Raw genomic sequence first — 24600 nt, forward strand, 5'->3', positions numbered from 1 at the left:
CGTCAGCCGGCCCTGCGGTGGACCTTCGACCGGGACCGCTTTTCGACGTACATCCGCTGGTCGGCGGAGCGCAGGACCTCTTCCACGCTCATCCCGCACTCGGCCCAGCCGATGCCGAAGCTCGCCCCGACCCGGACGGCGCGCCCGTCGACCCTTATGGGCGGAATGATGGCATTTCTCAGACGTACGGCCAGGTCAGCGGCGTCCGCTGCCCCGAGGCCGTCCGCGAGAACGACGAATTCGTCACCTCCGAGCCGCGCGACCGTGTCGCCGTCCCGGACGCAGGTGGAGAGCCGCCGCGCGACCTCTATGAGCACCGCGTCACCTGTGTGGTGGCCGAAGCGGTCGTTGATGGACTTGAAGCCGTCGAGGTCGCAGAAGAGGACCGCGAGCCCCTTCGTGCCGTCGTCGTGCTCCGTGTCGGGGGCGACCGTGTGCACGTGGTGGTCGTAGGGCCCGCCGCCGGGCGCCGCCTCCCCCTCGTACCCGTCGGCCTGGTAACCGTGGGTGAGGGACGACTCGACGTCTCCGTACGCCGCGTCCAGCGCCTCGATCGCGGTCGCGGCCGGGGAGTTCGGCCGCTCGCAGATCCGGGCGCTGAGGCGGGACTTCAGCTCGGCGCTGTTGGGGAGGCCGGTGAGCGCGTCGTGCGAGGCGCGGTGGGCGAGGTTCAGCTCGTGGCGCTTGCGCTCCTCTATGTCCTCGACGTGGGTGAGGAGGAAGCGCGGCCCGTCGGCGGTGTCGGCGACGACCGAGTTGCGCAGGGAGACCCAGAGGTACGTCCCGTCCCGCCGCCCGAGCCGCAGCTCGGCCCGGCCGCCCTCGGCGGAGGTGCGCAGGAGGGTGCCGATGTCCTCGGGGTGGACCAGGTCGGCGAAGGAGTAGCGGCGCAGTACGGAGGCGGGGCGGCCGAGCAGTCGGCACAGGGCGTCGTTGGTGCGCAGGAGCCGGCCGTGCTGGTCGCCGCCCATCTCGGCGATGGCCATCCCGCTGGGCGCGTACTCGAAGGCCTGCCGGAAGGACTCCTCGCTGGCCCGCAGCGCCTGCTGTTCCCGTTCGAGCCTGACCAGTGCGCGTTGCATGTTTGCTCGCAAGCGAGCGTTGCTGATCGCAATGGCGGCCTGGGACGCGTACATCTGGAGCGCTTCACGCCCCCATGCGCCGGGGCGGCGCCCGTTGCGCGGCCGGTCGACGGATATGACCCCGAGGAGGTCCCGGCCGCCCCCGGAGGCGTACATCGGGGCGTAGAGCCGGTCCAGCGGGTGCCACTCGTCCTCGAACCGGGGCTCGGGGCCCTCGGTGTGCCACTGCGGTACGTCGTCGTCGAGCAGGACCCAGCCCTCGGTGTGCGGGATGAACCGCAGCTGGTCCCAGGCCTCACCCATGGAGAGCCGGCGCTCCCAGGAGGCGCGGGAGCCGACCCGGCCGGTGATCAGGGCCTCGGCGGCGGCGTTGCCCGCGAAGGCGGCGATGACGAGGTCACCGTCGGGCCGGACCAGGTTGACGCAGCCCAGCTCGTAGCCGAGACCGGTGACGATGCCGTCCGCCACGGTCTGCAGCGTGTCCGCCAGACTCCGCGCCGTGTTGAGATCGGCGACGGCCTGGTGCAGCTGCCGCATGGTCGCAAGGCGGACGTAGGGTTCCGACTCGGCCTCCATCGCTCGCACTCCCCGAGACCTCGACAGCAACTCCAGGTTTCATATCGACGTACTTGTTGTAGTGTCACGGCCACTGAATCACAGTGAGCTGTGCACCCGGTACACAGGGTCAGCAGAAAATGGACTCTGTGACCCAAGTCACAACAGATGACCCTGCGTCAGAGGTGACTCTTCGGGCGTTCTGTCGTTTTCCTGAACGCAAATCCGGCCATACACATTCGGCCACGGCCTCGCCCGTCGGACCGGAGTCCTAGGACCTGTCTGGTCCCCTGGCCCGATGCGGCGGCCGGGCGCGCGCGGTTAGCGTTCCGGTGTGCTGCAGAAGACTTCCGCCATCCCGCGCCCCGAGCCCATCCCCCATGCTGAGGGGGTGAGCAACGACGAGTTCCGCGCAGCACTCGCGCGGCTGGCCGCCGGAGTGGTGCTGGTCACCGCCCAGGAGCCGCCGCTCGACGAGGAGGGCCGCGGCGAGGACGTCGGGATGACGGCCACCGCCTTCATGTCCGTGTCCCTGGACCCGCCCCTGGTGATGGTGAGTCTGCGCAACGACTCCCGGATGGACGACCTGCTCTCCGAGCAGCCCCTGTGGGCCGTCTCCGTCCTGGCGGCGGGCCAGCGGCAGATCGCGGGCCGGTTCGCCATGAAGGGCCGTATCAGCGACCGGCTGCTGTTCCAGGACCTGGCGTACGTACGGGGCGAGGTGACGGCGGCGCCCCTGATCGGCGGGGCGCTGGCGACGCTGGAGTGCCGTACCGAGCAGCGCGTGGTGGCGGGCGACCACACCCTGGTGATCGGCCGCGTGCTGACGGCCGGACTGCCGAGCCCGGACGGGGACCCGCTGACGTACTTCAAGGGGCGCTACCGGCAGCTGGGGTGAGGGCCGCCGTCACAGGAGGCGGCGGGTCTACCAGTCCCGGCCCGAGCGGCCGCGCTTGGTGTCGCCGCGCTGCTTCTTCTCGCGCAGCCTGCGCTCGTTGATCCCGCGCGGGATCTTGCGCTTGATCCGCGGCTTGGGCGGCGGCGCCGTGGCCTCGGCCAGGAGGGCGGCGAGCCGGACGGCGGCCGTCTCGCGGTTGCGCCACTGGGAGCGGTGCTCGGACGCCCGTACGGAGACGACTCCGCCCACCAGTCTGCCCGCGAGCCGCTCCAGCGCCCGCGCCTTCCACACCTCGGGGAGCGCGTCGGTCGCCGCGAGGTCGAAGCGCAGCTCCACCTGGGAGTCGCTGGTGTTGACGTGCTGGCCGCCGGGCCCGGAGGAGCGCGAGAAACGCCACATGAGCTCGGCCTCCGGCAGGGAGACCGAGCCGCGGATGACATAGGGCCCGGACATGTCACCCATGTTCCCCGCTCCCTGCCCGTCCCGTCACCTTCTTTTGCCCCTGAGACCCCTTCAGGAGGAAGTTCGGCAAAGAAAGTAAAGGGAGCAGGAACCTCATGGTCTGCTGGTTGCGTTATGACGGGTGGCGGTAGCTTTCGTGATGGCACGAATGCCCGCACACGACGAGGAAAGGGACTTCCCATGGCTGTAAGCCTGTCCAAGGGCGGCAACGTCTCGCTCACCAAGGAGGCCCCGGGCCTGACCGCCGTCACGGTCGGCCTCGGCTGGGACGTCCGCACCACCACCGGCACCGACTTCGACCTCGACGCCTCGGCGATCGCGGTCAACGCGGCGGGCAAGGTCGTCTCCGACGGCCACTTCGTCTTCTTCAACAACAAGTCGACGCCGGACCAGACCATCGTGCACACCGGTGACAACGTCACGGGTGAGGGCGAGGGCGACGACGAGCAGATCAACGTCAACCTGGCGGGCCTGCCGGCCGACGTGGACAAGATCGTCTTCCCGGTCTCCATCTACGACGCCGAGAACCGCAGCCAGAACTTCGGCCAGGTCCGCAACGCGTTCATCCGCATCCTCAACCAGGCCGGCGGCGCCGAGATCGCCCGCTACGACCTGAGCGAGGACGCCGCCACCGAGACCGCCATGGTCTTCGGCGAGCTCTACCGCAACGGTGCCGAGTGGAAGTTCCGCGCGGTCGGCCAGGGTTACGCCTCCGGCCTGACCGGCATCGCCCGCGACTTCGGCGTCAACCTCTGACCCGAGCGCACGACTGTTCCACAGGAGCCCCCGGCCGCCATCCACGCGGCCGGGGGCTCCCGTGCGTGATGCGCCGTCAACACGTGTGCCCTGTGCAGCAAAATCGCACCAGCGGGCGCGCGCGTCGCGACCGAAAAGGCGGCGACCGACCGACCTGTTCGGCGCGGACAGCGAGGAACTGAAGGCGGTCTCGGCCACCTGGACCGGGTCAACGTCAAGCAGCCGCCCCAGAGAGGACTTACGGAAGCCGGTCAGCCCTCCTTGGGCGGCCGGCTTTCGCCGTACAGCCAGGTGTCCCACAGCTCCGTCAGGTCCTGGCCCGTCCTCTCCTCGACGTACGCGGTGAAGTCCTCGGTGGCGGCGTTCCGGTGCCGGTGCGCCTTCGTCCACCCCCGGACCAGCGCGAAGAACGCCCGGTCGTCGTCCACGGCCAGCCGGATGCGGTGCACGACCATGGCCCCGCGCCCGTACACCGGCGAGGAGAAGAGGTCCCCGGCGGCGGGCGGACCGGCGGGCGGGAAGGCCCAGTTGGCATCGTCGGCGTACGCCTCCTCGAAGCTCTTCCCGATCGGTACGCCGTCGTGGTCGGCGGCCCAGAGCCACTCCGCGTACGTGGCGAAGCCCTCGCTCAGCCACAGGTCCCGCCAGGTCGCGGGGGTGACGGAGTTCCCGAACCACTGGTGGGCCAGCTCGTGGACGAGGAGTGCGGTGTCGGGCGGGCCGGGGAAGACGGGCCGGTTCTGGGTCTCCAGGGCGTACGTCGAGTCGCCCGTCCGCTCCACGATCGCCCCCGCCGAACGGAACGGGTACGGGCCGAACCTCTCCGCCGACCACGCGAGCACCGCCGGGATCTCCGCCAGCACGTCCCGGCTTCCGGCGGCCGACTCCGGGTCCACGGCGGTGAACAGCCGGATGCCCTCGGGCGTGCGCGACTGGTGCGTGGTGAAGCGGCCGACGGCGACGGTCGCGAGATAGCTCGCCATCGGTTCGGTGGTGCGCCAGAGGTAGGCGGTGCGGCCGTTCTCCGTACGGCGGGAGACCAGCTCCCCGTTGGAGACGGCCGTCAGCGGATCGGGGACGGTGACCTCGATGTCGTACGTGGCCTTGTCGCTCGGGTGGTGGTTGCCGGGGAACCAGGCCATGGAGCCGGTCGGCTCACCGAGGGCGACCGCGCCGTCCGCCGTCCGCAGCCAGCCCTCCTTGTCGCCGCCCGCGTCCGTGATGGCCTGCGGGGAGCCGGAGTAACGCACGACGGTGGTGAACGTGCGCCCCTTGCGCAGCCGGTCCTCCACCGCGGCCGCCGGACGGATCGTCAGCTCCTTGCCCGCCCGGTTCACGGCCGCCGGACGCCCCTCCACGGTGGCGCCCTCCACGTCGAGCCCGGCGAGGTCGAGGTGGAAGGCGCTGAGGTCCTGGGTGGCGCGGGCGGTGATCGTGGCCGTACCGCGCAGCCGGTCGGCGGCGGGACCGCTCGGTCCGTCGGTGGACGGGCCACTCAGCTCATCGGCGGACGGGCCGAGGTCGAGCTTCAGGCCGTAGTGGGTGACGTCGTAACCGCCGTTGCCGAGCCCCGGGAAGTACGGGTCGCGGAGCCCGACCGCCCCCGGGGTGCCCTCGACCCCGCCGGAGCAGCCCGCGCCGAGGAGGGCGAGGGCGAGCAGGAGGGGGACGGCGGCCGGGGTTCGGAGGTTCACCGGTCGATCCTAGGCGCCGGGTCCGGGGGCCGGGTTTTGAGTTCCTTGGGCGGGAGGGAGCCGCCGCCCCGGGGGACGAGCTCCGTGGACGGGAAGAAGCCCCCCGGGAGGGACGGGCTCCGTGGACGGGAAAGAGCCGCCCGCCCCGGGGAACGAACTCCGTGGACGGGAAGGAGCCGCCCGCCCCGGGGGACGGGCGGACGGCTCCCGACTCAGAGGATGGCGATACCGAGGGGTCGGTTGCCTGCGGGGAGGCGGATCGGTCGACTCTTCTCACCGTCGTTCAGGTCGACGACCGTGATCCCGTTCCAGTACCCGTCGCGGGTGAACCCACCGGTCACGTAAGCCGTTCGGCCGTCCGCCGACACCGCCACGTCCTCGTGCGGCCCGTCCAGCGGGACGAGACGCTCCCTGCCGTCCGGGGTGCGGACGGTGAGCGAGGGGCCCTGGTCGGCCGCACCGATCGGGCCGGTGCCGACGACGAGGAGGGTGCCGTCGGGGGTGAGCGCCGCACCGTGCTGGTGGGTGTCGGCGGTCATCCGCTCGACCGTCACCCTGCCGGTACGCGGGTCGAGGACCGCGAGCCGCTCCCCCTCGAACGGCAGGAGCAGCATGCCGTCCTGGGGGCGTACGACGGCGTAGTGCGGCTTCAGCCAGGAGCCGAGCCCGCCCTCGGTGCCGTACGGAGCGACCTCCATGCGCCGGGTCTTCAGCGTCCGGGCGTCGACCGCCGTCACGTCGAAGGAGTCGTGGCCGGTGGCGTACACCTCTCGGCCGTCCGGCGAGACGTCCACGTCGAAGGGGCGGCGGCCGACGGGCGCGGTACCGGTGACCTCGCGGGTCGCGGTGTCGACGACCTCCACCGTGCCGTCGCCGCCGGGCACGTTGACCCCGACGTAGACGTGCCGGCCGTCGGGGGCCAGGGCGATGCCCATGCCGCCGCCCCGGTACTCGCCGGTGGTGACCGGGCCGGTCTCCGTCTCGTACGGGATCAGCGCGAGCCGGGTGCGCCGCCGCGTGTCCACGACGGCGACACCTTCGGCGGTGGCGACCCAGGCGCGCCCGTCCTCGCCGACGACCAGCCCGTAGGGGGCGGTGCCGACCTCGACGGAGGCGATGGGAGCACCGCCTCCGCCGCTGCCGCCCCTGCCGCTGCCGCCCCTGCCGCTGCCGCCCTTGCCGGGGTCGACGAAGGTCACGGTGTCGCTGCCGAAGTCGGCGACGAGGAGGGTGCCTTCGGGGGTGCGGCCGGTGGGGGTACGGGAGGGGTCGGCGGTGCGTACGGTGCCGGGCGCGGCGGACGCCTCCGGGGCCGGGTCCGCCTGCGGGGCCGCTTCCTGGTGCACTTCTGGGTGCGCTTCCGGGTGCGCTCTTGGGGTGCCGGACGCGCACCCGGCGAGCACGGCGACCGCGACGAGGCCGAGCGCGAGGCGGCGGGCCGTCGGGGGTGTCCGGCGGATCATGGACCTCTCCGTTTCCGTGCGGGCGTGCGTGTGTGAGGCCGGGCGGGCGGGCGGTTGTACGGGGGTGGCTACCGGGCGAGGGCGGCGACGCCCGCCTGGGCGAACTTCTCGTCGAGGTCGCCGCTGGGCGCTCCCGCCACGCCGATGCCCGCCACCGGGGCGCCCTTGACCTGGACCGGGGCGCCGCCCCCGAGGAACAGTGTGCCGGGGATGTCCTTCAGGTTGGGGGCCTGCTCCAGGCGCTTGACCAGCTCGGAGGTGGGGGCGTTCCAGGAGACGGCGGTGAACGCCTTCTTCACGGCGGACTCGGGGGACTGCGGGCCCGCGCCGTCGCCGCGCAGCGTCACGATGGTGTTGCCGTTGCGGTCGACGACCGCGACCGAGACGCGCTGGTTCTCCTTCTTCGCGGCGTCCAGCGTGGCCTGCGCGGCCTTGGTCGCGGCGGCCACGGTGAGGTGGGTGCTCTGCTGGAGGTTGCGGTTGTGGGTGTCGGCCTTGACGGCGGCGGCGGGGGCGGCGGCCGGGGCGGAGGCGTTCGCGGAGACGGCGCCGAAGGTCCCGGCTCCGAGGGCGGCGACGGCGACGGTACCGGTGAGGACACGGGCACGCAGCGACAGCTTCTTCATGGTGACTCCCTGGTGGTTTCCGGGCCGTCCCGATGACGGCCCCGGCGTTTCGTTCTCTGCCATCGATCCTCCGGGCGGATCCGGCCCCGTACGGTCGGCGTACCGGCTGGAAGCGGGGCGCGGGACGGTCGATGTCTCTGTCGGCCGATCGGTTGATGCGCGGGTGGTCCGACGGGGTCACCATGGAGGGATCTGTGCTGGTCAGCGAGGGAATGTGAGGAGGTACGGGGTGGAGTACTGGAGCGGTGCGCGGGAGCCGGGGAGGGCCGGGGCGCGGGAGCTGGGGAGAGCCGGTGCACGGGACACGGAGAGGGCCGGTGCACGGGACACGGAATGGGACGGTGCGCGGGACGCGGAGAGGGACGGTACGGCCGTCGGCCCCGGCCCCGACCCCGACGCCCGGTGGCTCGCGCTCCTCATCCACGCCGCCTTCTTCCTGCTGCTCGGCGCCTCGCTGACCCGGTTCCTGATGCGGCACCCGGGCGAGGCCCGTACGCCGTGGATCATCGCCCTGTCGATCACCCTGGCCGTGCTCTACCTCCTGGGCCCCGTCCTCGGCTCGCGCCCCACCCCGCGCCGGGTGGCCTGGCTCGGGGTGCTGGTCGCCGTCTGGATGGTGCTGGTCGTGCTCGCGCCGAGCTTCGCGTGGTGTGCGGTGCCGCTCTTCTACACCGGGCTGCGCATCCTGCCGCCGCGCGCGGCCCTCGCCCTGGTCGCCCTGCTCACCGCGTTCGTGGTGGCCGCGCAACTGCGCCTGGCCACCGGGTTCGACCCGAACCTGGTGCTCGCCCCGCCCGCCGTGGCGGCCGTCGCCACCGCCGTATTCGTCCATATGCAGCGTCAGGCCGTACGCCAACGGGAACTGGCCGCCCGTCAGCGCGAGCTGATCGACGACCTGCTGCGCACCCGGCGCGAACTGGCCGCCACCGAGCGGCGCGAGGGGACCCTCGCCGAACGTCAGCGGCTCTCCATGGAGATCCACGACACGCTGGCCCAGGGCCTGTCCAGCCAGCAGATGCTGCTCCAGGCGGCCGACCGCACGTGGGACGCCGACCCGGACGCCGCCCGCCGCCACGTCCGTACGGCCACCGGCATCGCGGAACGCAACCTCGCCGAGGCCCGCCGCTTCGTCCACGACCTGGCCCCGGCCGACCTCGCGGAGGGCGGCGGCCTGGAAGCGGCCCTGCACGCGTTGGCGGCCCGCGAGACGGCCCAGGCGCACGGGGTCCTGACCGTCCGCTGCCACGTGGAGGGCACACCGTACGCGCCCCTGCCGGACCGGGTTCAGTCGGCGTTGCTGCGGATCGCCCAGGGGGCCCTCGCCAACGTACGGGAACACGCCGACGCCACCGCCGCCGGGCTGACCCTGACGCACCTGGGCGACCGGGTGGTCCTGGACATCGGCGACAACGGCCGCGGCTTCACGGTGGAGCGGGCCGGCTCACGCGAGGAACACGCCGTACGAGGTCATGGGCTCCCCGCGATCCGGGCCCGCGTGCACCAGCTCGGCGGAAGACTGACGATCGAGTCGGCCCCGGGCGAGGGCACGGTGCTCTCGGCCGAGATCCCGCTCGCGCCCACCACCACGGAGAACCCCACGGAGAACCCCACGGAGGACCCCACATGACCGGCGAGGCAACCCCGTCCCCCGCGCCCGCCCCCGTACGCATCCTGCTCTGTGACGACCACGTGGTCGTCCGCGCCGGACTGCTGGCCCTCCTCGGCAGCGAACCGGACATCGAGGTCGTCGGCGAGGCGGGCAGCGGCGAGGAGGCCGTGGTGCTCGCCGCCCGGCTCACCCCGGACGTCGTCCTCATGGACCTCCAGCTCGGCGAGGGCATCGACGGCGTCGAGGCGACCCGCCGCATCGCGGCCGACGGCACGGTCCACGTCCTGGTGCTGACCACGTACGACACCGACGCCGACATCACCCGCGCCATCGAGGCCGGGGCCACCGGCTACCTGCTGAAGGCGGAACGCCCCGAGGAGCTCTTCGCCGCCATCCGCTCCGCCGCCCAGGGCCGCACCACGCTCTCGGCCCCCGTGGCCAGCCGGGTCATGGCCCGGATGCGCAGCCCCCGCCCCACCCTCACCGACCGGGAACGCGACATCCTGGCCCAGCTCTCCCAGGGCCTCGGCAACCGCGACATCGCCCGCGCCCTGTTCATCAGCGAGGCCACGGTCAAGACGCACCTGGGCCGGATCTACGACAAGCTCGGCGTGGACACGCGGGCGGGGGCGGTATCGGTCGCGAAGGAACAACGGCTGCTGCCATAAACGCCGTAGACGCCGACGGCACGGGCTGACGGGCTGACGGGCTGACGGAACATTCGTCCAAGACAGGCGCGCCGAAGTCCGCGACGGTAGAGGCATGCGCAGACAGCAGAGGGGGCCCGAACCCCCGGACCGGGACACCGAGGACGGCTGGGAGGTCGCCCACCTCGTCGGGGGCCCCTCGCTCGACGGGGTCCGTATGGCCGGCTTCCGTGACCGCGCGGCCGTCGGGCTGGACATGCAGGTGCTCCCCCAGCCCGCCGTGGTCGTCGTCATCGGGCTCGGGGACGCCCCCGTCACGGTGGAGAGCGCCACCGGGCCCCGGCCCATGAGGAGCTTCGTCGCCCCGTTGTCGCCCGGTCCGGCGCACATCCGGGGCGAGCGGGTCGCGTGCGTCGAGGTGTGCCTGTCACCCCGGGCGGCCCATGCGCTGCTGGGGGTCCCTCCGCGCGAACTGGACGGTTCCGTCACCGTACTTGAGGACCTCTGGGGGCGGCACGCGCGCCTCCTCCGCGAGCGGCTGACCGACGCCACGACGTGGCAGGAACGCCTCGCGCTGACGGACGCGTTCCTCGCGAGGCGGGCTGCGGGGGCACCGTCGATGTCGCCCGAGGTCGCCGCCGCCTGGGACACCATCGTGGCCCGCCGGGGCCGGATCCGGGTCGACGACCTCGCCGCGTCCTTCGGGTGGAGCCGCAAGCGGCTGTGGTCCAGGTTCACCGACCAGATCGGCCTCACCCCCAAGCGCGCCGCCGTACTCGTCCGCTTCGACCACGCCGCCCGGGCCCTCCACGCGGGCAACTCCGCCGCCGACACCGCTCTGACATGCGGATACGCCGACCAGCCGCACCTCCACCGCGATGTCCTGGCCCTGGCCGGATGCACACCGGGCGCGCTGGCCACCCGAACCACATCCGCCGGCTGACCGCGCGCGGGAAGCCCCCGGAACAAACCGAACCCCACCAAGACAACAAGCAGCGTCCAGAGAGGGAATCACCCGTGACACACACCGAAGCTCCAGCAGCGGACGCAGCCGACCGCGATCTGATCGGCCGGCTCGCGTTCGGCAGCATGGCAGCGCAGACCCTGCGCGCGGCGGTCCGGCTGGGGGTGGTCGAGCTGCTGGGCGATACGCCGCGCCGGGCCGCCGATGTGGCCGCCGACGCCGGGGCCGAACCCCAGCCCATGACGCGGCTGCTGCGCGCCCTGACCGGGCTCGGCCTGCTGCGGGAGCACGACCCCGACTTCTTCACGGTGACCCCGGCGGGAGCGCTCCTGCACCCCGGCCGCCCCGACTCGCTCGCCTCGTTCGTGAGCATGTTCACCGAGCCCGCGATCGTACGGGCGTGGGAGCACCTGGACGACAGCGTCCGTACCGGCGAGATCGCGTTCGACACCGTCTTCGGCACGGATTTCTTCAGCCACCTGGGTCGGCACCCCGAGCTGTCGGCCGCGTTCAACGCGGCGATGAGCCAGGCCACCTCGGAGACCGCGGCCGCGCTGCCGTACGCCTTCGACTTCGGCCGGTACACGTCGGTCACGGACGTGGGCGGGGGCGACGGAACGTTGCTGGCCGGTGTGCTCGCCGCGCATCCGGGGCTCACCGGAGTGGTTCTCGACACGGCGGAGGGGCTGGCCGAGGCGCCGGACACATTGGCGCGGCGCGGGTTGGAGGGGCGGTGCTCCCTGATCGCCGGGGACTTCTTCGAGGCGGTCCCCGCAGGGTCGGATCTCTACCTCCTGAAGAGCGTGCTGCACGACTGGACGGACGACCAGGCGGTCACGATCCTGAGCAACTGCCGCAAGGCCCTGCCGCCCGGGGGCCTCGTCCTCATCGTGGAGCCCGTGCTCCCCGAGGTCGTCGACATCACGGCCGACGCCGCCGACGGCGGAGCCACCTACCTGAGCGACCTCAACATGCTGGTGAACGTGGGCGGCAGAGAGCGCACCCGCAAGGACTTCGCGACCGTGTGCCACCGCGCGGGCCTGACCCTCACGGAGGTCACCCCGCTCACGGCGGCCGCCCCGTTCACCCTCATCGAAGCCATGGCCGACTGACCACGGGCCCTGCGGCGAACCCGGCGGTCAGCTCTCCTCGAACACCGCGTCGGCGGTCATCGCCGTAACGGCCCGCTCGAACCACACATCGAGCACCGGAAGGTCCGTGCAGGCGGTGATCCGCTGCCGCGCGTCCTCGGGCACCGCGACACCGCGCACCTCAAGAATCCGCAGGATGTCCTCGACCCGGCCCGCGACCCGGCCTTCGTCGCGCCCCTCGTCACGGAAGGTTTCGGCGACGATGCCACGGAAGTGACTGAGACCAGTGCCCATCAGGTTCCTCCAGATCTCACGGGCCGGGGTGGCGCCCAGGCCCGCTTCGGTGAATTCGGCGAAGACCGCCGCGGCGTCGGCATCCGTGGCCCGGAGGGCCTCGGCGAGCGCTTCCAGTATGTACGGATGGGCTCGGCCGCCCATTCCGCCGTCCCCTTGTCCCGGCAGACGACCAGCAGCACCGGCGGGTACCGGAACTTCGCGTAGAGGTGGGCGGGGTAGTAGGCCCAAGGCATAACGGGTCTCCTTCACCCGTTCGTGTCGGCCCCCCATGACCGGGCATGACACCATCGATCCGTGCTCGACATCGGCTACTCCCTCTCCCGGCGCTTCCCCGATCCCCCGCAGACCGACTACCGCCGCGCGGACGTCCGCGCGCTGCGGCACGATCTGTTCTCCGGTGACGTCTACCTCGCGGACACCAAGGCGGACCGCGAGGTGTCCACAGCCTGGGGATGGGTTCCGGTGCTCGACTTCGCGTGGGCGCTGTGCGACATCGTCGAGCAGATCGACCAGGACCCCCGCGGCAACCGCTCGCACCGGCGGCAGTACGCGGAGCTGGACTTCACCGAGTCCTCGGACGTCATGATCTTCGAGCGGCGCTTCGGCTGGGTCGACGTCGAGGCGGACTGGATGCCCGGCGACGAGCCCCCGCTCACCTTCGGCCACTCCCTGCTGCGCCGCGAGGCCCGCGACTTCCTGCACGACCTGATCGCCGACCTGGCCGACATGCACGACGGCCTCGCCGACAACCCCGTGATCTGGGACCTCCAGGCCCGCTTCCCCCGGCTCTGACCGGGACCGGCCCCCTCACCCCTCCACCCGCACCCCGATCTGTGCCGCGAACGCCGGAGCCAGTTCCATCAGCTGTGCCGGACTGATCACCGCGCCCGCCAGCCGGTCCACCCCGCGCGCGATGTCCAGCTCGGCCACCGTCCGCAGGTCCACCGACTCCATCCGCACCGCGCTGAAGTCGGCCCGCTTCAGCACACAGTCCCGGAACTCCACCCGCACCAGGTGCGCGTCCCCGAAATCGGGCTCGGAGAGCACGCAGCCCTCGAAGACCACGTCCTTCAGCCGGGCCTTCCGCAGATTCAGGTAGTCGATCTTCCCGCCCCGCACCACCACCCGCTCCAGCACCGCCCCGTGCAGCTGCACCCCGCCCAGCCGCGCGTCCACCACCTCCACGTCCCGCAGCGACGCCCCCGCGAGGTCGGTGCCCACGCCCCGTACGCCCGTCAGCACCGAGTCGATGAAGCGGGCCCGCGCCAGCTCCGTACGGTCGAGGGCGCAGCCGTCCAGCGCGCAGTCCATGAACCGGGCGCCCGGCCCCGACTCGTCCGTCAGGTCCGCCCCGTCGAACCGCACCCCGTCGTAGTCCCCGTCCGGCTCCAGGCCCTTGCCCCCGTACGGAACGAGCGGCGGCAGCCGCACCTCCGGGCGCCGAGCCGCCGCGATGGAGCCCGTGGAGCCCTTGGAGGCCTTGGAGCCCTTGGTGTCCTTCTTGCTTCTCGTCGTCCTGCCCGCACTCGCTGCCATGACCCCATCGTGACGCACACCACTGACAAACACCGGGGTTGACCTCAAGTGCACCTGAGGTACGAGGGTCGGAGCGACCGCCCGTCCCACCAGCCCGGGAGACCGCCCATGCGCGCCATCCGCCTCCACACCTTCGGCCCCGCCGAGAACCTCACGTACGAACGGACCGAGGACCCCGTCCCCGGCCCCGGCCAGGTCCGCATCGCCGTCGCGGCAGCCGGCGTGCACCTCCTGGACACCGCCCTGCGGGAAGGCCGCACCGGCCCCTTCCCCGCCCCCGCCGAACTCCCCACCATCCCCGGCCGCGAGGTCGCCGGAACCGTCGAGTCGCTCGGCGAGGGCACCGACCCCGCCTGGCTCGGCAAGCGCGTCGTCGCCCACATCGGCATGGCCCCCGGCGGCTACGCCGAACTCACCGTCACCGAGGCCGACAGGCTCCACGAGCTCCCCAACGACCTCGGCGCCGCCGAAGCCGTCGCCATGATCGGCACCGGCCGCACCACCCTCGGCGTCCTCTCCTTCACCGACCTCGGCCCCACCTCCGTGGCCGTCGTCACGGCGGCGGCGGGCGGGATCGGCACCCTCCTCGTCCAGTACGCCAAGAACGCCGGGGCCACCGTCATCGCCCTGGCCGGAGGCCTCGCCAAGGCCGCCCGGGCGGAGGCGAACGGCGCCGACCTCGCCCTCGACTACACCCTCCCCGACTGGCCCGACCAGGCCCGCGCCTTCCTCGACGCGAACGGCCTGTGGGCCACCGTCGTCTACGACTCCGTCGGCGGAACCACCGCCCACAGCGCCGTCGACCTCCTCGGCAAGGGCGGGCAGCACATCGTCTACGGCTGGTCCGGCGAGGGCCTCCACGACGGGCAGCCCCTCACCTTCACCCCGGAGGAGCTCGCCGAACGCGCCATCACCTCCGCCTCCGTCCTCGGGCCGCAGCTGGTCGAGCGGGGCGGCGGCCTGCGCACCCTGGAGAGCCGCGCCCTCGCCGAGGCAGCCGCCGGGCGGCTCCGCCCCGCCGTCCAGCGTTACCCGCTCGCCGAAGCGGCCGCCGCCCACCGCGCACTGGAGACGCGCGGCACGATCGGGAAGGTGGTGCTGGAGCCATGACGCCGTGACGCCGTGAAACCGTGAAACCGTGAAACCGTCACGTCGTCACGCCGCCGAACCTCAGACCCCCACCCGGCCGCCCACCGCCCCCAGCCGCGCCAGCTCCGCGAGCAGAGCAGAGCAGCGCCTTGCCGTGGCCGGTGCGGTCACCGCGCCGCCAGCAACCGCCGCGCGATCTCCGCGTGCTCCGGGGCCAGTTCGCGCTCCCCGCCCCCGACCGCCCACACCGCGTTCTGGAGCACCCGCCCCAGCGTCCAGGCCCGTGCCCTCCCCCGGTCCCGCTCCAGGCTCAACGCCTCCGTCAACGCGTCGAACCGCCACACCACCTCCCCGGCGTCGAACAGGTTGACCAGCGCCGGGAACAGCTCGAACCCCGGGTCCCCCACCAGGGGCTTGGGGTCGAGCGCCACCCACTCCCCCGCACGCCCCGCGTCCGCCCGTCCGGCCAGGACGTTGTCGTAGTGCAGATCCCAGTGGAGCAGCCGGTCCCCCGGCTCGCCCGCCACCTCCCGCACCGCCGCCGCGCAGTCCGCGAGCAACCGCCGCTCCGAGGCGTCCGCCAGCCGCCCCGCCGCCTCCGGGGCCGCCACCAGCATCCGCTCCACCGCATCGCCCAGGGTCCGCAGCCCGTCCGGCGCGGGCACCGCCACCAGCCGGGCCAGCACCTCACCGAGCACGCCGACCGCGTCCCGCGCCCCAGCCACATCAACCGCGCCACCGGCCATCCCACCAGCCTTGGCGACCCCGGCCACCACCCCACCCAACGGCCGCCCCTCATCCAGCCGTTCCAGCAGCAGAGCCCCCGTCCCCGCGTCATGCCCGAGCACCTCGACCGCCCCGGCCCCCGCCGCACCCCAGGCCCGCAGCGCGACCGGCTCGCCCACCGTCTCCTCGTCCACCAACTGGAGCTTCAGCGCGGCAGGCACCCCGTCCGCCTCCCGCACCACCGGCAGGACCAGCGCGCACCGGCCGTACATCGCGGCCCCGTCCCGCCGCAGCCCCCACTCCTCCAGGAACCGCCCGGCGAGACCCGGCAGCGCGGCGACGAACGCCCGCCCGGCCGCCCCGTTGTCTGCGTACTGAGTGGCGATCAGTTCGTCCGGGATGTCAATCACGCCACCGATCCTAGGCACGTGCGTCAATCGGACCATGCCCCGAAATCAGCCGGGCCGCACCACCCACCGCGACCGCGACCACCGCCACAACAACCACCACCGCCTCCGCCACCACCTCCGCGAAAGCGCCTGGATCACCGCCGTACGCCACTGGATCGCCACCGCCCCCGGCACGTACATCTGGCTGGCGGTCCTCCTCGTCACCACCGTCCTCCTGCACCGGATGTCGCCCGCCTTCGCGGAGGAGTTCCTGCGGCAGCGCTCCACCAACCTCCACGAGCTCTCGCAGAACCCCGTCCGCGTCCTGTTCTCCAGCGCCCTGTGGATCGACGGCGCGCGCTGGCTCCCGTACGCCGTCCTGTTCACCGTCTTCCACGCCACCGCCGAACACTGGCTCGGCACCCTGCGCTGGCTCGCCGTCGCGGTCGCCGCACACGTCGTGGCCACCCTGGCCGGCGAAGGGGTCCTCGGCTGGGCCGTCCGGCACGGCCACGCACCGCAGTCCGCCACGAACACGCTGGACATCGGGGTGAGTTACGCCCTCGCCGGGGTGGTCGCCGTCCTCGTCCACCGGGTGCCGCACCCTTGGCGGTACGTCTACCTCTTCGCCGTCCTCGTCTTCTACGGCGTCCCCCTGATCGCCGACGGCCGCACCTTCACCGACCTGGGCCACTTCACCGCCGTACTGACCGGCCTGGCCTGCTACCCCCTCACCCGCACCATCCACAAGACGAGCAGGACGAGTAAGGCGAGCAAGACGGGCAGGACGAAACGGTCCGCCGCGCAGTAACGTCCCGCCACACGTACGCTCGGCATCACACCGGACAGGGACCCCAGGGGCATCATGAGCACCGTCAGCAACGCCGGCACGGTCAACGGCGGCATATCGTTCTGGTACGCGCAGGAGGGCACCCCCGCCCCCCGCGAACCCCTCCCCGGTGACACGAGCGCCGACGTCTGCATCGTCGGCGGCGGCTACACCGGGCTCTGGACGGCGTACTACCTGAAGAAGGCCGTCCCCTTCCTCAACATCACCGTGCTGGAGGCCAAGTTCTGCGGTTACGGGGCCTCCGGCCGTAACGGTGGCTGGCTCTACAACGGCATCGCGGGCCGCGAGCGGTACGCGAAGCTGCACGGCCACGAGGCCGCCGTACGGCTCCAGAAGGCGATGAACGAGACCGTCGGCGAGGTCGTCCGGGCCGCCGCCGAGGAGAAGATCGAGGCCGACATCCACCAGGGCGGCGTCCTGGAGATCGCCCACACCCCGGCGCAGCTCGCCCGGCTCAAGGACTTCCACAGCGTCGAGATCGCCTTCGGGGAGAGTGACCGGGTCCTGCGCGGCGCCCGCGAGACCGCCGAGCGCGTCCATGTCACCGGGGCCGTCGGCTCGACCTGGACCCCGCACGGCGCCCGGCTGCACCCGGCCAAGCTGGTCAAGGGGCTGGCCGACGCCGTGGAGGCGCTCGGCGTCACGATCCACGAGTCGACGCCGGTCACCGAGATCAAGCCCAAGCACGCCGTCACCCCGTACGGCACGGTCCGCGCCCCCTACATCCTGCGCTGCACCGAGGGCTTCACGGCGGGCCTCAAGGGGCTCAAGCGGACCTGGCTCCCGATGAACTCCTCCATGATCGCCACCGAACCGCTCCCCGCCCGCGTCTGGGACACCATCGGCTGGGAGGGCCGCGAGACCCTCGGCGACATGGCCCACGCCTACCTCTACGCCCAGCGCACCGCCGACGACCGCATCGCCATCGGCGGCCGCGGCTACCCCTACCGCTACGGCTCCGCCACCGACCACGACGGCCGCACCCAGCCCGCCACCATCGCCGCCCTGCGCGATCTGCTGGTCCGCCTCTTCCCCACCACGGCGGGCGTACGCATCGACCACGCCTGGTCCGGGGTCCTCGGCGTCCCCCGCGACTGGTGCGCCACCGTCACCCTGGACCGCTCCACGGGGCTCGGCTGGGCGGGCGGGTACGTCGGCTCCGGCGTCGCCACCGCCAACCTCGCCGCCCGCACCCTGCGCGACCTGATCCAGCAGGACTCCGGCCAGGCGGGCCCCACCGACCTGACGACGCTCCCCTGGGTCAACCACAAGGTCCGCCGCTGGGAACCGGAACCCTTCCGCTGGCTCGGCGTCCACGGCCTGTACGCGGCCTACCGCGCCGCCGACCGCCGCGAGACGACCTCACCGCGCCCCGGCACCGACCCCATCGCGAAGGCGGCGGACCGCATCGCGGGCCGCCACTGACCCTCAAGAAGACTCCTCGGCTAAGAGGACTCCTCCGCCACCAGCACACCCACCTTGTCGATCCGGTGCTCCGGATTGCCGAGGCCGTCCCGCCAGAAGTTCCCGGCCGCGTCGTCCTCGGGCGTCGCACAGGTGGAGATCGTGATCATCGCCCGGGTCGGCTCGACGCCGGGCCGCCCCGGCACCTCCGCCCGCTGCTCGGCCAGCGAGCGCTCGCTGCGGAAGGAGGTCTTCCGGGTCTCGGTGATCCTGTACGTGTACCGGGTGCCGTCCTCCGTCACGTACACGGGGTCGCCCTTGCCGAGATCCGGCAGATCCCGCAGCACACCGCCCGCGCTCAGCCGGTGCGCGGTGACGAGGTAGTTGCCGACATCTCCCGGCCCGACCCCGCCCTCCTCCCCGTACGGACTGGAGGCGACGCCCCGGTCCTGGATGCGGCTGCCGGGGCGGTCGTCCGTGGTCCCCTCGTACGGGACGACGTCCAGGTCCTCGACGCCGATGGCGGGGATCGCGAGGACGGCGGTCTCGGTACGGGGTTCGGTGCGGTCGGCGGGGGCGGCGGCCGCTCCCACGGTCAGCAGGACGGCGGCACCGGCACAGGCGAAAGCCTTGGGAAGCGCACGCGTACGCATAAGAAGACGCGTACGCATAAGAAGACGGCGGCAGCGGCGGCGGCGGCTCATGAGCATCCATCCCCCATCCCTGTCCCGGGGCACTACCTCCAGCACTTCCAGTACACCAGGACCCGGCCGGGAGCGCAGGAGGCGTCAGTCGCGGGGCCAGGGCCGCCCGTCGAGGCGCTCGATGGAGAGGTTGAGGCGGCCGAGCGAGACGGCGAGCTGCTCCGCCTCCTCGGGCGTCCAGTCAGCCATGACCTTCGCCAGACCCGCCACGTTCCGGTTGCGGTCGCTGTCGAGGCGGCGCGCGCCCTCGTCGGTGATGGCGAACTTGCGGGCGATGCCCCCGTCGGGGTCCGGGATGCGCTCGACGACCCCGGCGCGGAGCATCGCGGCGGTCTGCCGGTTGAGGGTGGAGGCGTCCAGCCCGAAGGCCTCGCTGAGCTGGCTGATGGACATGGGGCCCTCCACCTCGATCCGGCTCAGCAGGATGTAGGCGCTGCGGTCGAGCCGCCACTCCTCGCGCGGGGCGAGCAGGTGCATGTAGCGGCCGAGCAGCATGGTCTCGCGTTCGATCCGGTCGAGGGGCATGTCCACGCGTACAGGTATATCACGATGGATATGCACGATACATAAGGTGTGCATGATGCACATTCCATGTATCTTGCACAGCTGGACGTCGGACATGACGCTCGGACAGAACCGGCACAGCAGGCAGGCCCGCAAGGGCGAGAAGGAGACACCCCGTGGAGAGTTCACCACCCGCAGCGACCCTCCCGGGCCCGGGAGAACCAACGGCCCACCCGGGGGAACCCGCGGCCCGCCCCGGAGGAATCGTCGGCATCCTCGCCTTCGCCGGCATCGTGGCGGCGCTCACGCAGACCCTCGTGGTGCCGCTGATCGCGCAGCTCCCCGCGATGTTCGACACCTCCGCGTCCAACGCCTCCTGGGTCATCACCGCCACCCTGCTGGCCGCGGCGGTCTCCACGCCCGTCGCCGGACGGCTCGGCGACATGTACGGCAAGCGGCGGATGCTGCTCGTCTCACTCGTACCGCTGGTCCTCGGCTCGGTCGTCTGCGCCCTGTCCTCCTCGGTCGTCCCGATGATCGCCGGACGCGGCCTCCAGGGCCTCGGCATGGGCGTGGTGCCGCTCGGTATCAGCCTGCTGCGGGACGTCGTCCCGGCCGAGAGGCTCGGCCCGTCCATCGCGATCATGAGCGCGTCGATGGGCGTGGGCGGCGCGCTGGGCCTGCCGTTCGCCGCCGCCATCGCGGAGAACACCAGCTGGCGTGTGCTGTTCTGGGTGGTCGCCGTACTCGCCCTCGCGGTCGGCGCCCTGATCCGCGCCCTGGTGCCCGCCGACCGCCCCTCCGGCAGGAGCAGCAGCTTCGACCTGCCCGGCGCCATCGGCCTCGGCGCCGCCCTGGTCGCCCTGCTGCTCGCCGTCTCCAAGGGCGCCGACTGGGGCTGGGGCAGCGCCACGACGCTCACCCTCTTCGCCGCCGCTCTCGTCCTCCTCCCCGCCTGGGGCTGGTGGGAGCTGCGCCTGCGCGACCCCCTCGTCGACCTGCGCGTCACCGCCCGCCCCCAGGTCCTGATGACGAACACGGCCTCGATCCTGGTCGGCTTCGCGATGTACGCGCAGTCCCTCGTCGTCCCCCAGTTGCTCCAGCTCCCCGAGGCCACCGGCTACGGCCTGGGCCAGTCGATGCTGGCGATGGGCCTGTGGATGGCCCCGGCCGGGCTGATGATGATGGCGATGTCCCCGCTCGGCGCCAAGCTGTCCGCCGCCAAGGGCCCCAAGGTCACCCTCGCCGTCGGCAGCCTGCTCATCGCCGCCGGCTACGGCCTCTCCGTACCGCTGATCGGCTCCGGCTCCCCGTGGAGCCTGCTGCTGGTCACCCTCGTCTGCAACTCCGGTGTGGGCTTCGCCTACGGGGCGATGCCCGCCCTCATCATGAGCGCGGTGCCCCAGTCGGAGACCGCGTCGGCCAACAGCTTCAACGCCCTGATGCGCTCGATCGGCACGTCGTTCGCGGCGGCGGTGATCGGCGTGGTCCTGGCCCGGATGACCACGGACTTCGGCGGCTTCCCGCTGGCCTCCGAGAACGGCTTCCGCGTCGCGATGCTGATCGGCTGCGGGGTGGGCCTGGCGGCGGCGGTGGTCGCCGCGCTCATCCCCGTACGCGCACAGACGACACCGCTTCAGCCTGCAGGGGCAGCTCCGGCAGCTACGGCGGCTACGACTGCTACGGCAGCTACGGCAACTCCTGCATCTCCGACGGCCCCTGGGGGTCCCGCGGCTCCTGGGGGTCCTGCGGCTCCGACGGCCTCTGCGGCTCCCGCGCCGTCGGAGGCCAAGGCCTGAGCTCCCCCGTCGCCACCCCCGGCCCCGGCTTGACCGCCCACGCCCTCCTGGCCGCCACCCGCGCCGACCTGGTGGAGCACCTGACCGGCCGGGAGGGCCTGCCCCGCGGGCAACTACGTTCCCGGCTCGCGGAGTTCACGCAGCGCGTGCTGACCCCCGGGGCGCGGGACGACTGAACGCCCGGCGGCGGAGAACCCGCAGGCCCGCCCGATGACCGCCGCCGTCAGCCCGTCGAGCTGTTCCCGTAGTTGGGCAACCCGGCGCAGAGCCTCCTCGTCGTCGACGGAAGGCAGTCGGCGTACGAGATCGTGAGCGTGCTCCCGAACGCTCCTGGCCAGCTCCGCGACGGACTCCTCGGACGGCCCTCGGAACGGCGCCACGAACCGCCGCTCGCCCACGACGCAGGCCGACGCGACGCCGGTCACCGCGCTACCGGTCCCCGCGATGTCCGTCACCGCGCAGCCGGTTGACGCGCTACCGGTCGGTGTGGGGCGCGGGGCGGCGGGCTGGGCGGTCGGGGTCGCGCACAGGCGGCGGCGGTGGGCGGTCTGACGGCAGGCCTCCCCGCAGAACTTCCGGGGCCGGTCGGTGGCGGGCCCCGCGGCGAGCACGGAACCGCAGAGCTCACACGCACCCCGCACGGGCCGTTGCCCCTCCCCCCGGTCCACCGCGCCGAGGGTCATGCGGACCTCCGCGCGGTACCCGTCTCCGCCCGGAGGGCCGCCCGGGTGGCGGGGCCGTACACACCGGCGGGCTCGTCGATGTTCCGTATCCACTGGAACCGGTGCACGGCGACGGCCACGTCCTGGTCGTACTCACCGTCGTACGCCCCGTGGTACAGGTGCAGCCGCTCCAGCCTGCGTTGCAGCTCGGCCACTTCGGGGCCCGTGCTGCCGAGCGTCAGTACGGGCGGGATGTCCGGCTGCCGGACCGGCGGCGAGGGCGGGGGCGGAGTCGGGGGCGGGGGTGAGGACGGTGGCGGCGGGGGCGGAGGGGTGCTCGGGGACGCCGGGGGCGCGGGGGTGACCGCGCCGGGCGAGGCACTCGGGCTCTGCGCGCGTACGGCGGGCGGGGCCGTCGTGGGCGGTGGCGCGGGGACGGAGACGGTGGGGGTCGGCTCCGGCGCGGGAGCTTCGGACATCCCGGCCGCCGACGGCACCGGGGCCACCACCCGCTCCCCGTCGACGGCCACGAGCCGGTCGGAGTCCTGGGCGCCGGGTACCCCGTACAGCACGGCCAGCGAACCGGCACCGGCCGCCACGGCGCACACGAGGAGCCCCGCGAGCCTGCCGGACCAGGCGCGACGGGGACGGCGGGGGCGATGAGAACCACGGGCCTCGGCCCCGGCGGTACGGGGTGACGGCAGCGGGGCCCCGGGGGGCGTCGGCTCCGCGAAGAGGTTGAGAACCTCCTGCTCAAGGGTGTCCTCGGTCCTGTCCGGCGGCGTGAGATGCCCGAACACGGGGCTCGCCGCGAAACAGACAGTGCCCTGCGGCGGCGCGCCCGGACGCCCTTGCCTGTCGTCGGTCCGCAGATGATGCCGGGAAGTCATGGGACTGTGCCTCCGATCATGGGGTGCCTCGCCCGGAAGGGCGGGGCAGCGCCGATGCGCGCCGCCCCGCCCCCGAGCAGTTCAGCCGCTCAGCCACTCCGACGCGTCAGACGCGGCTACGGCGGCGGCGCGTCACGAGGGTGATGGCCGCACCCGCGGCGATCACCAGGGCGGCCGCCACGGCGACGGCCACCGTCGGGCCCGCGCCCGTGAGGGCGAGGTCGCCGCCACCGCCGCCCGGGGTCGACGCGGACGGGGACGGGGACGGCGGCTCGGTCGGCACCGGGGGCTCGGCGGGCGGGGTCTGCCCGGCCGGCGGGGTCGGCGGGGCCGTCCGCTCCGGCGGGGTCGTCCCGGGCGGGTTCTCGGGCGTGCCCGGGGTCTCGGGGGTACCCGGCGTCGCGGGCTCGTCCGGGGTCGTGGGCTCGTCCGGCCGGTCGGGGGTCGGGGACGGGGCGGGCGGTGTCTGCGGGGTGCAGGAGAAGGGCGGGGTGCCGTTCCAGGGGTAGTTGTGGCTCTCGTTGCCCGTGCCGTGGGTCGTCAGGTCCCCGCCGACGTACAGCCGCCCATTGGTGCTGGCGGTGATGTCCGCGGACGCCTCGGGGGCCAGAACCGAGCCCATGAAGTTCCCGCCGCCCCCCAGGGTCAGCGAGGCGGAGTCCTGGAAGTTGTAGAGAATACGTGAAGCGGCTTCACCAAATTTCGACGAGCTGTAGACGTCGGCCCGGTCGCCATTGAAACCGACCGCCATGGGAGAAATCCGGACGGCCTGGGAACCGGTCACATTGACCACGACGGACGAACCGGCCGGTATGGACTCGAACGAGAAGGACGAGACCCCGTCGATGTCGGCGGCAGCAATCTCGAAGACCTGGAGATCGCCCCGGCTCGGCCCCGTACTGCGGAACGTGGCCGAGCCGCCCTTCACCGTCGTCGTCCCCGTCGCCTTCAGCGCGCCCAGGGCGGCCGACTCCTTCTTGACGGTCCCGCCGAACCCGTCGTGCGGGCGCAGAGCCGCCTCCCGGCCCAGCCCGCCCGAGCTGCCGCCGCCGTTCGTCTCCAGCTTGCCCCGGACCGCGAGCTCACCGCCCACCCGGACCGAACCCCCGTACCCGGGACCGGAGGTGAGGCCGTGTCCGACATCGACCGTCACTCCCTCGGCGATCGACAGATCGCCCCCGACGGCGAGCATCACCGCACCGGACGCGGGGATGATGCCCGAACCGGCCCCGACCCGGCCGATGTTGAAGATCCCGCCGTTCTTGGCGAACCGGGCGTCCCCGCCGACGACGAGAAGCCCCTCGGCCTCCGCCGATCCGCCCTTGACGGTGTAATCGCCACCGGCGAAGAGGGCGATATTGTTGTCCGTGAAAGTCGGGGCATGACCGATGCCCGGAATTTCCCCAGGAGCGGGGCACGATTTCGACGCACCCGCAGCAAATGCAGGACCGGCAGAAACTATTGTTCCGCCGCCCATGAGACCGATCGACAGCGCCAATGCGGCTGCCATGCCTGCTCTTCTGAATGTAATTTCTCGCTTGCGCACGGCGCCGACCATAGCAGCGGAGCGACCCCGCACAAGGGGGTGCGTTCGCATTGCCTTCGGCGCCCTTTTCAAGGAATTACTAACGCGATCTCATCGGCCGGTTAAGAGAGCGATAAGGCGGGGAGAGAGGCGACCCGACGGCATGCCCCACGACACGTCCGACGACGGCGTCGGGCCATGCACGGGCACAAGTCCCGCTGATGGCGGAGGCCTCCGCCGGATCCGAGGCCCGTTCGACGCGGACGAGGCCCGGTTAACGCCGCCGACTCCGGATCGTTACGGACGCGGGGAGCCGACACCACACCAGGAGCCAAGCCGGGGGCCGCGCATGGAGCCGCACCGGAAGCCGCCCGCGCG

24 protein-coding genes are annotated in these 24600 nt (G+C 72.7%); 11 read left to right on the forward strand and 13 right to left on the reverse strand.

Annotation, left to right across the window (positions count from 1 at the left end; genetic code table 11):
- Window positions 1-2: 2 nt before the first annotated feature.
- Entirely contained in the window at window positions 3-1658 is a 1656-nt protein-coding gene (gene cdgB, locus ACFW9Z_RS23790; protein ID WP_384644181.1) for a diguanylate cyclase CdgB, read from the reverse strand.
- A 370-nt stretch (window positions 1659-2028) separates the two neighbouring features.
- Here cdgB and ACFW9Z_RS23795 point away from each other — a divergent pair, with 370 nt between their 5' ends.
- The gene (locus tag ACFW9Z_RS23795; protein WP_384644467.1) at window positions 2029-2535 is read left to right on the forward strand and encodes a flavin reductase family protein; all 507 of its coding nucleotides are present in this window, start codon (window positions 2029-2031) and stop codon (window positions 2533-2535) included.
- A 27-nt stretch (window positions 2536-2562) separates the two neighbouring features.
- Here the strand turns inward: ACFW9Z_RS23795 and arfB are convergent, their stop codons facing one another.
- Window positions 2563-2997, reverse strand: coding sequence for an alternative ribosome rescue aminoacyl-tRNA hydrolase ArfB (gene arfB / locus ACFW9Z_RS23800; RefSeq protein WP_084748117.1), 435 nt, complete (start codon window positions 2995-2997; stop codon window positions 2563-2565).
- Window positions 2998-3177: 180 nt separating this feature from the next.
- Between arfB and ACFW9Z_RS23805 the strand changes: the two genes are divergently transcribed.
- Window positions 3178-3753, forward strand: coding sequence for a TerD family protein (locus ACFW9Z_RS23805; protein WP_384644184.1), 576 nt, complete (start codon window positions 3178-3180; stop codon window positions 3751-3753).
- 251 nt (window positions 3754-4004) lie between these two features.
- Here the strand turns inward: ACFW9Z_RS23805 and ACFW9Z_RS23810 are convergent, their stop codons facing one another.
- The 3 genes from ACFW9Z_RS23810 to ACFW9Z_RS23820 form a co-directional block, all read right to left on the reverse strand.
- Window positions 4005-5447, reverse strand: coding sequence for a M1 family metallopeptidase (locus ACFW9Z_RS23810; protein ID WP_384644186.1), 1443 nt, complete (start codon window positions 5445-5447; stop codon window positions 4005-4007).
- Between the two features lie 212 nt (window positions 5448-5659).
- Window positions 5660-6910, reverse strand: a complete 1251-nt coding sequence (locus ACFW9Z_RS23815; RefSeq protein ID WP_384644188.1) for a YncE family protein — start codon at window positions 6908-6910, stop codon at window positions 5660-5662.
- A 68-nt stretch (window positions 6911-6978) separates the two neighbouring features.
- Entirely contained in the window at window positions 6979-7536 is a 558-nt protein-coding gene (locus ACFW9Z_RS23820) for a heme-binding protein (protein WP_384644190.1), read from the reverse strand.
- 280 nt (window positions 7537-7816) lie between these two features.
- Here ACFW9Z_RS23820 and ACFW9Z_RS23825 point away from each other — a divergent pair, with 280 nt between their 5' ends.
- From ACFW9Z_RS23825 to ACFW9Z_RS23840, 4 genes are all read left to right on the forward strand, one after another.
- Window positions 7817-9163, forward strand: coding sequence for a sensor histidine kinase (locus ACFW9Z_RS23825; RefSeq protein ID WP_384644469.1), 1347 nt, complete (start codon window positions 7817-7819; stop codon window positions 9161-9163).
- Entirely contained in the window at window positions 9160-9813 is a 654-nt protein-coding gene (locus ACFW9Z_RS23830) for a response regulator (protein ID WP_384644192.1), read from the forward strand. The genes ACFW9Z_RS23825 and ACFW9Z_RS23830 overlap by 4 nt, the downstream gene beginning before the upstream one ends.
- A 94-nt stretch (window positions 9814-9907) precedes the next feature.
- Window positions 9908-10735 carry a helix-turn-helix domain-containing protein gene (locus ACFW9Z_RS23835; protein WP_384644194.1) on the forward strand — a complete coding sequence of 276 codons (828 nt, stop codon included), beginning with the start codon at window positions 9908-9910 and terminating at the stop codon, window positions 10733-10735.
- A 74-nt stretch (window positions 10736-10809) separates the two neighbouring features.
- A complete protein-coding gene (locus ACFW9Z_RS23840; RefSeq protein ID WP_384644196.1) occupies window positions 10810-11868 on the forward strand; it encodes a methyltransferase in 1059 nt (352 codons plus the stop codon).
- A gap of 27 nt (window positions 11869-11895) precedes the next feature.
- Here the strand turns inward: ACFW9Z_RS23840 and ACFW9Z_RS23845 are convergent, their stop codons facing one another.
- Complete coding sequence (locus ACFW9Z_RS23845; protein ID WP_384644198.1) at window positions 11896-12285, reverse strand: hypothetical protein; 390 nt, start codon at window positions 12283-12285, stop codon at window positions 11896-11898.
- A 153-nt stretch (window positions 12286-12438) separates the two neighbouring features.
- Between ACFW9Z_RS23845 and ACFW9Z_RS23850 the strand changes: the two genes are divergently transcribed.
- Window positions 12439-12936: a hypothetical protein gene (locus tag ACFW9Z_RS23850; RefSeq protein WP_384644200.1), complete on the forward strand. Its 498-nt coding sequence runs from the start codon at window positions 12439-12441 to the stop codon at window positions 12934-12936.
- Between the two features lie 15 nt (window positions 12937-12951).
- On the opposite strand, the gene ACFW9Z_RS23855 is transcribed toward ACFW9Z_RS23850, so the two are convergent.
- Window positions 12952-13680, reverse strand: coding sequence for a pentapeptide repeat-containing protein (locus ACFW9Z_RS23855; RefSeq protein WP_384644202.1), 729 nt, complete (start codon window positions 13678-13680; stop codon window positions 12952-12954).
- Between the two features lie 108 nt (window positions 13681-13788).
- On the opposite strand from ACFW9Z_RS23855, the gene ACFW9Z_RS23860 reads away from it, so the two are divergent.
- Complete coding sequence (locus ACFW9Z_RS23860) at window positions 13789-14790, forward strand: zinc-binding dehydrogenase (protein ID WP_384644204.1); 1002 nt, start codon at window positions 13789-13791, stop codon at window positions 14788-14790.
- A gap of 146 nt (window positions 14791-14936) precedes the next feature.
- Here the strand turns inward: ACFW9Z_RS23860 and ACFW9Z_RS23865 are convergent, their stop codons facing one another.
- Complete coding sequence (locus ACFW9Z_RS23865; protein ID WP_384644206.1) at window positions 14937-15941, reverse strand: aminoglycoside phosphotransferase family protein; 1005 nt, start codon at window positions 15939-15941, stop codon at window positions 14937-14939.
- On the opposite strand from ACFW9Z_RS23865, the gene ACFW9Z_RS23870 reads away from it, so the two are divergent.
- Window positions 15940-16695, forward strand: coding sequence for a rhomboid-like protein (locus ACFW9Z_RS23870; RefSeq protein ID WP_384644208.1), 756 nt, complete (start codon window positions 15940-15942; stop codon window positions 16693-16695). The genes ACFW9Z_RS23865 and ACFW9Z_RS23870 overlap by 2 nt on opposite strands.
- Before the next feature lie 54 nt (window positions 16696-16749).
- On the forward strand, window positions 16750-18159 hold the full coding sequence (locus ACFW9Z_RS23875; protein WP_384644210.1) for an NAD(P)/FAD-dependent oxidoreductase: 1410 nt from the start codon (window positions 16750-16752) through the stop codon (window positions 18157-18159).
- Between the two features lie 20 nt (window positions 18160-18179).
- Here ACFW9Z_RS23875 and ACFW9Z_RS23880 read toward each other — a convergent pair whose 3' ends face one another.
- Window positions 18180-18791, reverse strand: coding sequence for a class E sortase (locus tag ACFW9Z_RS23880; protein ID WP_384644211.1), 612 nt, complete (start codon window positions 18789-18791; stop codon window positions 18180-18182).
- 135 nt (window positions 18792-18926) lie between these two features.
- Window positions 18927-19373: a MarR family winged helix-turn-helix transcriptional regulator gene (locus ACFW9Z_RS23885; protein ID WP_384644213.1), complete on the reverse strand. Its 447-nt coding sequence runs from the start codon at window positions 19371-19373 to the stop codon at window positions 18927-18929.
- Between the two features lie 236 nt (window positions 19374-19609).
- Here ACFW9Z_RS23885 and ACFW9Z_RS23890 point away from each other — a divergent pair, with 236 nt between their 5' ends.
- Entirely contained in the window at window positions 19610-21145 is a 1536-nt protein-coding gene (locus ACFW9Z_RS23890; protein ID WP_384644471.1) for an MFS transporter, read from the forward strand.
- A gap of 113 nt (window positions 21146-21258) precedes the next feature.
- Here ACFW9Z_RS23890 and ACFW9Z_RS23895 read toward each other — a convergent pair whose 3' ends face one another.
- The 3 genes from ACFW9Z_RS23895 to ACFW9Z_RS23905 form a co-directional block, all read right to left on the reverse strand.
- Complete coding sequence (locus tag ACFW9Z_RS23895) at window positions 21259-21828, reverse strand: hypothetical protein (protein WP_384644215.1); 570 nt, start codon at window positions 21826-21828, stop codon at window positions 21259-21261.
- Window positions 21825-22607, reverse strand: coding sequence for a peptidoglycan-binding protein (locus ACFW9Z_RS23900; RefSeq protein ID WP_384644217.1), 783 nt, complete (start codon window positions 22605-22607; stop codon window positions 21825-21827). Before ACFW9Z_RS23900 ends, ACFW9Z_RS23895 begins: the two co-directional genes overlap by 4 nt.
- A gap of 196 nt (window positions 22608-22803) precedes the next feature.
- Window positions 22804-24207 carry a choice-of-anchor A family protein gene (locus tag ACFW9Z_RS23905; protein WP_384644219.1) on the reverse strand — a complete coding sequence of 468 codons (1404 nt, stop codon included), beginning with the start codon at window positions 24205-24207 and terminating at the stop codon, window positions 22804-22806.
- Between the last annotated feature and the right edge of the window lie 393 nt (window positions 24208-24600).

It is taken from the genome of Streptomyces sp. NPDC059452 (assembly GCF_042750035.1).
Classification (GTDB): domain Bacteria; phylum Actinomycetota; class Actinomycetes; order Streptomycetales; family Streptomycetaceae; genus Streptomyces.

What these genes read in the sequence shown, in the direction of transcription:
- cdgB (WP_384644181.1), bottom strand. Translation starts at nt 1,658, where the DNA reads ATGGAGGCCGAGTCGGAACCCTACGTCCGCCTTGCGACCATGCGGCAG.
- arfB (WP_084748117.1), bottom strand. Translation starts at nt 2,997, where the DNA reads ATGGGTGACATGTCCGGGCCCTATGTCATCCGCGGCTCGGTCTCCCTG.
- ACFW9Z_RS23805 (WP_384644184.1), top strand. Translation starts at nt 3,178, where the DNA reads ATGGCTGTAAGCCTGTCCAAGGGCGGCAACGTCTCGCTCACCAAGGAG.
- ACFW9Z_RS23815 (WP_384644188.1), bottom strand. Translation starts at nt 6,910, where the DNA reads ATGATCCGCCGGACACCCCCGACGGCCCGCCGCCTCGCGCTCGGCCTC.
- ACFW9Z_RS23820 (WP_384644190.1), bottom strand. Translation starts at nt 7,536, where the DNA reads ATGAAGAAGCTGTCGCTGCGTGCCCGTGTCCTCACCGGTACCGTCGCC.
- ACFW9Z_RS23830 (WP_384644192.1), top strand. Translation starts at nt 9,160, where the DNA reads ATGACCGGCGAGGCAACCCCGTCCCCCGCGCCCGCCCCCGTACGCATC.
- ACFW9Z_RS23835 (WP_384644194.1), top strand. Translation starts at nt 9,908, where the DNA reads ATGCGCAGACAGCAGAGGGGGCCCGAACCCCCGGACCGGGACACCGAG.
- ACFW9Z_RS23845 (WP_384644198.1), bottom strand. Translation starts at nt 12,285, where the DNA reads ATGGGCGGCCGAGCCCATCCGTACATACTGGAAGCGCTCGCCGAGGCC.
- ACFW9Z_RS23855 (WP_384644202.1), bottom strand. Translation starts at nt 13,680, where the DNA reads ATGGCAGCGAGTGCGGGCAGGACGACGAGAAGCAAGAAGGACACCAAG.
- ACFW9Z_RS23860 (WP_384644204.1), top strand. Translation starts at nt 13,789, where the DNA reads ATGCGCGCCATCCGCCTCCACACCTTCGGCCCCGCCGAGAACCTCACG.
- ACFW9Z_RS23870 (WP_384644208.1), top strand. Translation starts at nt 15,940, where the DNA reads ATGCCCCGAAATCAGCCGGGCCGCACCACCCACCGCGACCGCGACCAC.
- ACFW9Z_RS23865 (WP_384644206.1), bottom strand. Translation starts at nt 15,941, where the DNA reads ATGGTCCGATTGACGCACGTGCCTAGGATCGGTGGCGTGATTGACATC.
- ACFW9Z_RS23875 (WP_384644210.1), top strand. Translation starts at nt 16,750, where the DNA reads ATGAGCACCGTCAGCAACGCCGGCACGGTCAACGGCGGCATATCGTTC.
- ACFW9Z_RS23880 (WP_384644211.1), bottom strand. Translation starts at nt 18,791, where the DNA reads ATGCGTACGCGTGCGCTTCCCAAGGCTTTCGCCTGTGCCGGTGCCGCC.
- ACFW9Z_RS23895 (WP_384644215.1), bottom strand. Translation starts at nt 21,828, where the DNA reads ATGACCCTCGGCGCGGTGGACCGGGGGGAGGGGCAACGGCCCGTGCGG.
- ACFW9Z_RS23905 (WP_384644219.1), bottom strand. Translation starts at nt 24,207, where the DNA reads ATGGCAGCCGCATTGGCGCTGTCGATCGGTCTCATGGGCGGCGGAACA.